The organism is Erwinia oleae, from assembly GCF_000770305.1.
Taxonomy (GTDB): Bacteria; Pseudomonadota; Gammaproteobacteria; order Enterobacterales; family Enterobacteriaceae; genus Erwinia; species Erwinia oleae.
Map to the genome: position 1 here is coordinate 72,658 of NZ_JNVB01000009.1, position 8,450 is coordinate 81,107.

Sequence of the window (8,450 nt, forward strand, 5' to 3'; positions counted from 1 at the left end):
GCCATACCAGGGAAAAGCCGGTTCCCCTTTGGAACCGGCGCCTGAACGCCCATCGCTTCGGACATCGCTTATGTCGCAACCTTTTATCTCATTAGAAAAAATCAGCAAATCCTTTCCCGGCGTACGGGCACTGGATAATGTGACTCTGACCCTGAATAAAGGCGAAGTGCACTGCCTGGCCGGACAGAACGGCTGTGGTAAAAGCACGCTGATTAAAGTCGTCTCCGGCGTTTATCATCCCGATAAAGGCGCACATATCGGCATCGACGGCAAACTGTTCACCCATCTTTCGCCTTCGCTGTCTGCTTATTATGGCGTACAGGTGATCTATCAGGATCTGTCGCTTTTCCCCAACCTGACGGTGGCGGAAAATATTGCCGTGCATCGCTATCTGCCGGGCGGCGGCTTCTGGGTACGTCGCCGCGCCATGCGCAAGCTGGCGGTGGACACCATGCAGCGCATTGGGGTGATGCTTGATGTGGATCGTAAAGTTGAAAAACTCTCCATCGCCGATCGGCAGCTCGTGGCTATCTGCCGTGCGCTGGCCGCCGACGCCAGCCTGGTGATTATGGATGAACCAACCGCCTCGCTCACCCGCCATGAAGTTAATGGCCTGCTGCGGGTAGTTAACGAGCTGAAGGCCGCAGGCATCTGCGTGGTGTTTGTCAGCCACAAGCTGGATGAAGTGATGGAAGTCGCTGACCGTATCAGCGTGATGCGTGACGGCAAGCTGGTTGGCACATACCCGGCCAGCGATCTTAACAGCGACGAACTGGCCTTCCTGATGACCGGACAGCGATTTGAGTTCAGCCATTTACCGGCGCGCGCTGACAAGAGCGAAACGCCACTGCTGGAAATCACTAACCTGACGCGAAAAGGTCAGTATCAGTCGGTTAACCTCAGCCTGCGCCGTGGAGAGATTACCTCGCTGGTCGGCCTGCTCGGCGCGGGGCGCACCGAACTGTGCCTGTCGCTGTTTGGTATGACGCAGCCCGACAGCGGTGAAATCCGCATTGAAGGCAACGCGGTCAGGCTGCGCAACAATCGCGAAGCCATTCGTCATGGCATTGCCTACGTGTCTGAAGATCGCCAGACGCAGGGGCTGATTATGCAGCAGTCGATTTTTGACAATATGCTGGTGCCGGTGTTTGACCGTATTCGCAACCGCCTCGGCCTGCTCGATCACGGCAAGGCGCGACATCAGGTCGCTGCTCTCATTCGCCAGTTGAATATTAAGGTATCCGACAGCCAGTTGCCGGTGAAGACGCTTTCCGGCGGAAACGCCCAGCGCGTCGCTATCGGTAAATGGGTGGCGACCGACCCGCGCGTGCTGATCCTGGATTCGCCCACCGTCGGCGTGGATATCGCCAACAAAGAGGGAATTTATCGCATCGCCCGCGATCTGGCCGAGTCCGGCATGGCGGTATTGATGATCTGCGATGAGATCCCGGAAGCGTATTACAACAGTCATCGGGTGCTGGTGATGCGCAAAGGCGAGCTGGTTGCCAGCTTCGCGCCGCATCAATGTAAAGAAGAAGAGATCGCCGGAGTGGTCAATGAATAACAAGCTGCGACATATCATCAGTCATCATGAGTTCTGGCTTGGGATGCTGATCCTGCTGCTGGTGCTGGGCCTCAGCCTGCGCACCACTGAGTTTCTGACCCTCGGCAACCTGACGGATGTGGCAACCAGCTATGCCATTCTGGGTATTCTCGCCTGCGGGCTGTTTGTGGTGCTGATCGCGGGCGGCATCGATATCTCTTTTCCGGCGATGACCGCCATTGCGCAGTATGTGATGGCCAGTACCATGCTGGCGCACGGCGGCAACTTCCTTGTGGTCTTTGCCGTTGCCATGCTCTGCGGGCTGGCACTCGGCCTGATTAACGGCGCGCTGGTCTATTACCTGCGCGTGCCAGCCATCATTATCACCATCGCCACGCTGAATCTCTTTTACGGGCTGCTGGTCTGGTTCACCAACGGGACCTGGCTGTACGGTTTCCCTGACTGGTTTATGAACGGCATCAACTGGCTCTCGTTCACGGCGGCGGACGGGTACGAATACGGCCTGACCCTGCCCCTGCTCTGCCTGCTGGCGGTATTTATCGTCACCGGCGTGCTGATGCGCTATACCCGGCTGGGGCGGCAGATCTACGCCATGGGCGGCAATCGGGAATCCGCCTCGCGATTGGGCATGAACCTGCTGACGCTGCATTTTTACGTTTACGGCTATATGGGCCTGCTGGCGGGCGTTGCCGCGGTGGTACAGGCCCAGACCACGCAGTCCGTTGCGCCGAACTCGCTGGTGGGCTACGAGCTGACCGTGCTGGCGGCGGTGGTGCTTGGCGGCACCAGCATGACCGGCGGGCGCGGTTCTCTCATCGGCACGCTGCTTGGCGTACTGCTGCTGGCCTTTTTGCAAAACGGACTGACGCTGCTGGCGGTCTCTTCGTACTGGCACATGGTGTTCAGCGGTCTGATTATTTTAATTAGCATCAGCGCCACCGCGTGGAATGAAAAACGCAAACTGGCGAAGGGAGTATGAGATGGAGCGATTGATTAAAGCGTTACCCGGCGACCGCATTATTAAGCTCCAGATGCTGATGATCGCGGTGGTGCTGGCGCTGTTTTCCTTCACGCTGGGCGGCAGGTTCTTCAGTATGGGCAACTTCCAGTCCATCGCCACGCAGCTCCCGGTTCTTGGGCTGCTGGCGCTGGGAATGGGGCTGACCATGCTCACCGGCGGCATTAATCTGTCGATTATTGCCAGCGCCAACGCCTGCTCGCTGCTGATGGCGTGGATCATTACCACCCATGCCGGCCCGCAGTATCTGCTGCTGGCGCTGCTGGCGGGTGCGCTGCTGGCGGTAGCGATTGGCACACTCAACGGCTTGCTGATCGCGGTGGTTGGCGTGTCGCCGATCCTCGCCACGCTCGGCACCATGACGCTGATCGCCGGATTGAATATCCTGCTCTCTAACGGCGCGGTGATTTCGGGCTTTCCGCCCCTGATCCAGTACCTCGGCAATGGTGATCTGTTCGGCGTACCGGTTGCGCTATTCATTTTCCTGCTGGTGGCTTTTTTGCTGTGGGTGCTGCTGGAGCACACCACGCTCGGCCGCAGCATCTATCTACTGGGTTCAAACGAAGAAGCGACGCGCTTCAGCGGCGTGAATACCGCGCGGGTACAGGTGACCGTTTATGTGCTTTCCGCACTGCTGAGCTGGGGCGCGGCGCTGCTGATGATGTCAATGTTTAACTCCGCCAAGGCGGGCTACGGCGAATCCTGGCTGCTGGTGACCATTCTGGCTTCGGTGCTTGGCGGGGTGAATCCCGACGGCGGCTTTGGTCGGGTGGTCGGCCTGGTGCTGGCGCTGATCGTGTTACAAATGCTGGAGAGCGGCCTCAATCTGCTGGGCGTGAGCAGTTACCTCACCATGGCGCTTTGGGGCGGCGTTCTCATCCTGTTTATTGCATTACAGAATCGCAGAACCTGACGGACGAGGCTAACAATGACAAGTTACTATCTGGGTGTGGACGTGGGAACCGGCAGCGCGCGGGCAGGCATTTTTGATACCCAGGGCCGGATGATGGGCCAGGCCAGCCGTGAAATTGCGCTTTTCCGCCCACAGGCTGATTTTGTTGAACAGTCGTCAGATGATATCTGGCAGGCGGTTTGCGACTCTGTACGTGATGCGGTTAACCAGACCAATATCAATCCGGTACAGATCAAAGGCATTGGTTTTGACGCCACCTGTTCGCTGGTGGTGCTGGATAAAGAGGGCAAGCCGCTGACGGTGAGCCCGTCCGGGCGCAGCGAACAGAACATTATTGTGTGGATGGATCATCGCGCGATTACCCAGGCCGAACGCATCAATGCCGCGCAGCATCGCGTGCTTGACTACGTTGGCGGCGTGATTTCGCCAGAGATGCAGACGCCCAAACTGCTGTGGCTGAAACAGCATATGCCTAACAGCTGGCAGAATATCGGTCACCTGTTTGATCTGCCGGACTTCCTGACCTGGCGCGCCACCCAGGACGAAACGCGCTCACTCTGCTCGCTGGTGTGCAAATGGACCTACATGGGCCATGAGAAACGCTGGGACGAGAGCTATTTCCGCCAGATTGGCCTGGAAGATCTGCTGGAACATGAGGCGGCGAAAATCGGCCGCAGCGTGAAAACCATGGGCGAGCCGCTGGGCCACGGCCTGACGCAGCGTGCGGCGCAGGAGATGGGCCTGCTGCCCGGCACGGCGGTCAGCGTCTCGATAATTGACGCCCATGCGGGCAGCCTCGGCACGTTAGGCGCATCCGGGGCATCGGGCGAACATGCGGATTTCGACCGCCGTATCGCGCTGATCGGCGGCACCTCGACCGGTCACATGGCGATCTCCCGCGAGCCGCGTTTTATCAAAGGCGTCTGGGGCCCCTATTTCTCTGCCGCACTGCCGGATTTCTGGCTGAACGAAGGCGGCCAGTCGGCCACCGGCGCGCTCATCGATCACATTATTCAGTCGCACCCGTGCTACAGCGCGCTGCGTGAACAGGGCAAATCGCAGGGTAAAACCATTTATGAAATGCTTAACGATTTGCTACGCAAAATGGCGGGCGAGCCGGAGAATATCGCCTTTCTGACCAAAGATATTCATATGCTGCCCTACTTCCACGGCAACCGCTCGCCGCGCGCCAATCCCCACCTCACCGGCGTGCTGACCGGCCTGAAGCTGTCACGTACGCCGGAAGATATGGCGCTGCATTATCTGGCGACGATTCAGGCTATCGCGCTGGGCACGCGGCATATCATCGAAACGATGAACAAAACCGGCTACAGCATCGATACCATTATGGCCAGCGGCGGCGGCACCAAAAATCCGGTGTTTGTGCAGGAACACGCTAACGCCACCGGCTGCGCCATGCTGCTGCCGGAAGAGAGCGAAGCGATGCTGCTTGGCAGCGCGATAATGGGCACCGTTGCGGCGGGCCTGTATGAGTCCCTGCCGGAAGCAATGAACGCCATGAGCCGCACCGGTAAAACCGTCACCCCGCAAACCAATGAGATCAAACGCTATTACGACCGTAAATACCGCGTCTTTCGCGAGCTGTATCACGATCACATGAAATACCGTCAGATGATGCAGGAGGCATGATGAACGACGCAGATGCCTGGCAGCAGGCGCAGGCTGGCTGGCAAACCTGGAGCCGCACGCTGGCGCGGCTGGAAGAGGATATCGATCGCCAACAGTGGCTGGCGGTGCTTAATCTGCTGGCTGACTGTCCGGGAAAAATTGCCGTTACCGGCATCGGCACCTCCGGCATTGCGGCGCGTAAAATCGCCCATATGCTGGCCTGCATCGAGCAACCGGCCATCTGGCTGAGCGCGGCGGATGCGGCCCACGGCGACATCGGTTTTCTTCGCGCGGACGACGTGCTGATCATGCTGTCGCGCGGCGGCAACTCAGACGAACTGACCCGCCTGCTGCCCACGGTGAAGGCGAAAGGCACGCGCGTGATCGCCGTGACTGAAAATCCCGACTCTCTACTTGCCCGCGCAGCGGACTGCCTGCTGCTGACGCCGCGCGTGGAGGAGATCGACCCGCTGAAGATGCTGGCAACCACCTCGGTCGTGGTGGTGCTGGCGCTGTTTGACGGCATGATTGCCGGACTGATGGCGAAGAGTGGTTTCGGCAGGGAGCAGTTGCTGGCGGTGCATCCCGCCGGGAATGTCGGCAAAGTGCTGCGCGGCGAGTAGGTCGTATTGAGGCAAAAAAAGGGATGGCCCTGCGGCGCATCCCTTTTTTTATTAGCCAACGCTTACAGCTTGCGCATCACCAGCGTGGCGTTGGTGCCACCAAAGCCAAAGCTGTTCGACATGACGGTGGTCAGCGTCTGTTCGGTGGGTTTGGTGATGATATTCAGGCCTTCGGCGGCCGGATCCAGCTCATCAATGTTGATGCTTGGCGCGATGAAACCGTGTTCAAGCATCAGCAGCGAATAGATGGCTTCCTGCACGCCCGCAGCGCCCAGCGAGTGACCGGTCATCGCTTTGGTGGCGGACATTGCTGGCACGGCATCGTTAAACACTTCACGGATGGCGCCCAGCTCTTTCACGTCGCCCACCGGCGTGGAGGTGCCGTGGGTGTTCAGATAGTCAATTGGCGTATCCACGCCCTGCATCGCCAGACGCATACAGCGCATCGCGCCTTCGCCTGACGGCGCAACCATATCTGCACCATCAGAGGTGGCGCCGTAGCCAACCACTTCCGCATAAATGTGCGCGCCGCGCGCCAGTGCGTGCTCAAGCTCTTCAACCACCACCATACCGCCGCCGCCAGCGATAACAAAACCGTCGCGGCTGCTGTCATAGGTGCGGGAAGCCTTCTCAGGCGAGTCGTTATATTTGGTGGAGAGCGCGCCCATGGCATCGAACTCGCAGGACATTTCCCAGCACAGCTCTTCACCACCGCCGGCAAACACCACATCCTGTTTGCCCAGTTGGATCTGCTCGACGGCGTTACCGATGCAGTGCGCGGAGGTGGCGCAGGCAGAGCTGATCGAGTAGTTCACGCCGTGAATTTTAAACGGCGTAGCCAGACAGGCAGAAACGCCAGATGCCATGGCTTTGGTGACCATATACGGGCCGACGCCGCGCAGGCCTTTTGCGCGCATGCCGTCAACGCTGGCCACCTGGTTAATAGGCGACCCGCCGCCGGAACCGGCCACCAGGCCCACGCGCGGATTGTTTTGATACTGCTCAACGGTGAGGCCGGAATCTTTCACCGCTTCCAGCATAGAGATGTAGGCATAAATGGACGCGTCGCTCATAAAGCGCAGAACTTTACGATCGATCAGGCTGGTGATTTCATCTTTAGTAAGCTTAACGTTACCCCAGACGTGACTACGCATGCCGGAATCTTTCAGCTCCTGAGAGAAGGTAATGCCGGAGCGACCTTCACGCAGGGACGCCAGGACTTCTTCCTGGTTGTTACCAATGCTGGAAACGATTCCCAGGCCAGTAATCACTGCACGTTTCATTCAATACCTCATCACTTCTTTATTAGGATACGATTATCAAGATTCGAGGAGCACTTTAGCTTACAGTTGTACGCCGAACAAGTCCGATCAGCGGTTAGCTTGTGTAAATTTGCGTAGGTGAGATCACACCGTTACAATCGCGCCACCGCCTGATAACCGAGCTTCCGCCGTGAAAACCACGCCTGTTGAACATGCTGAGCTGAACTGGAATGAACAGGGTACACCTGTATCCCGAGCGTTTGGCGATGTGTACTTCTTTAATGAAAACGGCCCGCAGGAGACCGCCCACGTCTTCCTTGGCGGCAATCGGCTTCCTGCCAGGTTTAGCGACCATCCGCGCGATCTTTTTATCACCGCCGAGACAGGTTTCGGCACCGGCCTGAATTTTCTGATGCTGTGGCAGTGCTTTGATGTTTTTCGACAGCAGCAGCCTGAAGCCAGACTACAGCGTTTGCACTTCATCAGCTGTGAGAAATTTCCGCTTAGTCCGACCGATCTGGCTCGCGCCCACGCTCACTGGCCCGAGCTGGCCGACTATGCCGCTGCGCTACGCGCGCAGTGGCCGTCGGCAACGCCCGGCTGTCATCGGCTGCTGCTGGACGGCGGACGCGTGACGCTCGACCTGTGGCTGGGGGATATTAATGCGCTGACAGACAGTTTTGATGACAGCCTGAATCAGCAGGTCGACGCCTGGTTTCTGGATGGTTTTTCGCCGGCGAAAAACCCGGAGATGTGGATGCCTGACCTGTTTGCATGCATGGCGCGACTGGCCCGCCAGGGCTGCACAATCGCTACCTTTACCGCCGCCGGTTTTGTGCGGCGTGGACTGATCGACGCCGGTTTCAGCATGGAAAAACGTAAAGGTTTCGGCCCCAAACGGGAGATGCTGGGCGGCGTGATGACCCGGGCAGATGCGACGCCACCGCGAACGCCCTGGTATGCACGGCCGCAGGCGCAATGCGGTGAGATCACGCTAATTGGCGGCGGCATCAGCAGCGCCCTTCTCGCTCTTGCGCTGCTACGGCGCGGCAAAAAAGTGACGCTGTACAGCGCCGATGCGCAGCCTGCCGCAGGCGCATCGGGGAACCGTCAGGGCGCGCTCTATCCGCTGCTCAATCATCACGATCCAGCGCTGGCAACCTTTTTCCCTGCGGCCTTTACCTTTGCACGACGCCTGTTAGATCAGCTCGATGTCACGTTCGATCATCAGTGGTGCGGCGTTACGCAGCTTGCGTGGGATGAAAAGAGCGCCGGAAAAATTGCGAAAATGCTGACGATGCGCCTGCCGGAAGCGATCGCCCGCGCGGTGACGCAGGCGGAAGCGGAAGCGCTGTGCGGTGTTAAAACCGGCTGCGGCGGCATCACCTATCCCCTCGGCGGCTGGCTCTCTCCGGCGCAGTTGACGCCCGCGCTGTTCCGG

General features: G+C 58.9%; 7 protein-coding genes. 6 read left to right on the top strand and 1 reads right to left on the bottom strand.

What is annotated here, in order from left to right:
• The first annotated feature begins 70 nt into the window (after positions 1-70).
• Genes GS12_RS04850 through GS12_RS04870 form a run of 5 tightly spaced genes read left to right on the top strand, consistent with a single transcriptional unit; the run spans position 71 to position 5,747 of the window.
• Positions 71-1,564, top strand: a complete 1,494-nt coding sequence (locus GS12_RS04850; protein WP_034944424.1) for a sugar ABC transporter ATP-binding protein — start codon at positions 71-73, stop codon at positions 1,562-1,564.
• The gene (locus GS12_RS04855; RefSeq protein ID WP_034944426.1) at positions 1,557-2,543 is read left to right on the top strand and encodes an ABC transporter permease; all 987 of its coding nucleotides are present in this window, start codon (positions 1,557-1,559) and stop codon (positions 2,541-2,543) included. Before GS12_RS04850 ends, GS12_RS04855 begins: the two co-directional genes overlap by 8 nt.
• 1 nt (position 2,544) lies before the next feature.
• Complete coding sequence (locus GS12_RS04860) at positions 2,545-3,495, top strand: ABC transporter permease (protein WP_034944428.1); 951 nt, start codon at positions 2,545-2,547, stop codon at positions 3,493-3,495.
• A gap of 15 nt (positions 3,496-3,510) precedes the next feature.
• Positions 3,511-5,145, top strand: coding sequence for an FGGY-family carbohydrate kinase (locus GS12_RS04865; protein WP_034944430.1), 1,635 nt, complete (start codon positions 3,511-3,513; stop codon positions 5,143-5,145).
• Entirely contained in the window at positions 5,145-5,747 is a 603-nt protein-coding gene (locus GS12_RS04870) for a KpsF/GutQ family sugar-phosphate isomerase (RefSeq protein ID WP_034944431.1), read from the top strand. The genes GS12_RS04865 and GS12_RS04870 overlap by 1 nt, the downstream gene beginning before the upstream one ends.
• Positions 5,748-5,809: 62 nt before the next feature.
• On the opposite strand, the gene fabB is transcribed toward GS12_RS04870, so the two are convergent.
• Positions 5,810-7,030, bottom strand: coding sequence for a beta-ketoacyl-ACP synthase I (gene fabB, locus GS12_RS04875; protein ID WP_034944432.1), 1,221 nt, complete (start codon positions 7,028-7,030; stop codon positions 5,810-5,812).
• A 169-nt stretch (positions 7,031-7,199) separates the two neighbouring features.
• Between fabB and mnmD the strand changes: the two genes are divergently transcribed.
• Positions 7,200-8,450, top strand: a 1,251-nt coding sequence (gene mnmD / locus GS12_RS04880) for a tRNA (5-methylaminomethyl-2-thiouridine)(34)-methyltransferase MnmD (RefSeq protein ID WP_034944433.1), incomplete at its 3' end; no start/stop codon positions are given.

Bases quoted from the DNA above. Each gene is read 5' to 3' on its own strand.
- GS12_RS04850 (WP_034944424.1), top strand. From the start codon at position 71: ATGTCGCAACCTTTTATCTCATTAGAAAAAATCAGCAAATCCTTTCCC.
- GS12_RS04855 (WP_034944426.1), top strand. From the start codon at position 1,557: ATGAATAACAAGCTGCGACATATCATCAGTCATCATGAGTTCTGGCTT.
- GS12_RS04860 (WP_034944428.1), top strand. From the start codon at position 2,545: ATGGAGCGATTGATTAAAGCGTTACCCGGCGACCGCATTATTAAGCTC.
- GS12_RS04865 (WP_034944430.1), top strand. From the start codon at position 3,511: ATGACAAGTTACTATCTGGGTGTGGACGTGGGAACCGGCAGCGCGCGG.
- GS12_RS04870 (WP_034944431.1), top strand. From the start codon at position 5,145: ATGAACGACGCAGATGCCTGGCAGCAGGCGCAGGCTGGCTGGCAAACC.
- fabB (WP_034944432.1), bottom strand. From the start codon at position 7,030: ATGAAACGTGCAGTGATTACTGGCCTGGGAATCGTTTCCAGCATTGGT.